The organism is Micromonospora sp. NPDC002717, assembly GCF_040295705.1.
Taxonomy (GTDB): domain Bacteria; phylum Actinomycetota; class Actinomycetes; order Mycobacteriales; family Micromonosporaceae; genus Micromonospora.
Genome location: NZ_JBEOVW010000100.1, coordinates 1 through 1,027, shown reverse-complemented (window position 1 = coordinate 1,027; position 1,027 = coordinate 1). Strand labels below are relative to the sequence as shown.

Annotated in this window: 2 protein-coding genes; both read left to right on the top strand. The window is 38.9% G+C overall.

Annotation, left to right across the window (positions count from 1 at the left end):
• The coding region (locus ABT006_RS35045) for a hypothetical protein (RefSeq protein WP_350712761.1) at positions 1–567 on the top strand (567 nt) is incomplete at its 5' end.
• A gap of 16 nt (positions 568–583) precedes the next feature.
• A partial coding sequence (locus tag ABT006_RS35040) for a Fic/DOC family protein (RefSeq protein ID WP_350712760.1) occupies positions 584–1,027 on the top strand: 444 nt, incomplete at its 3' end.

Sequence of the window (1,027 nt, the reverse complement as noted above, 5' to 3'; positions counted from 1 at the left end):
GGACTAAGCGGTCTAGTTCTGGAACGTGACCGCTTAGTCCGTCAAGAAGTTAATAAAGACTTTCGGGGCTACCAAGAAAAAATAGAAGCTGTTGCGAGTCAAAAAATGGAGTCTGCCATTCAAGAACAACTCCATCGTTTAGAGGCAGAAAACTTAAAAGCGACCATACTGAAAGACATTCAAGTTGAAAAACAAGCATTACTCGCTTTGAAAAAAGAACTGAATGAACAAAAAGAGCAGATAAAAGCAGATCGCAAACGTGAGATTGTCGAACGTTACAGTATTTTGATTGTGAATATTATCTGCCTGTTCTGTTTCTTAGTTGTCGGTATTCTCATCGGACGATGGATTTATAAAGGTATCTGGGATGGTTGGGGTTTGCATATTTTGTATGACACAGTGATGGAAATACAGCCTAAACATCCTTATGGGGCAGTCGTTCTTGGATTAGGTGGTTTTGGTTTAATCGGTGCTGGAATTTATGGCAGTTTTCGATTAATGTATACCGCTTCAACATGGTTTGATCAACGTCCAAAAATTTTCAAAAGAATCTTTCCGAAAAAATAGAGAGTGAGGGGATATTTTGGTTTTAGATAATAAATTAGGCTTAACAAATTCAGCAGAATTAGCCAAACAAGAAGAGTTATTAACGAAAAAAAGAGCCAAAGAATTGTTTGAGTCTGGCAAAATAGAGGATCTGGAAATTGGGACGTTTCAAGGCTTATCTGATATTCATCAGTTTTTATTCCAAGATATTTACGACTTTGCAGGAAAAATTCGAGAAGTGAATATTGCGAAAGGAAACTTTCAATTTGCGCCACGTATTTTTTTAGCGCAAACACTTGAATATATTGATAAATTACCTCAAGAAACATTTGATGAAATTATTGATAAGTACTCGGATATGAATGTGGCGCATCCTTTTAGGGAAGGCAATGGACGAGCCACTCGTATCTGGTTGGATTTAATTCTTAACGGCGCGGGTGTGCGCGGCGAGGTCGAGGGTGCCGGTGTGGCACAGCGTCAC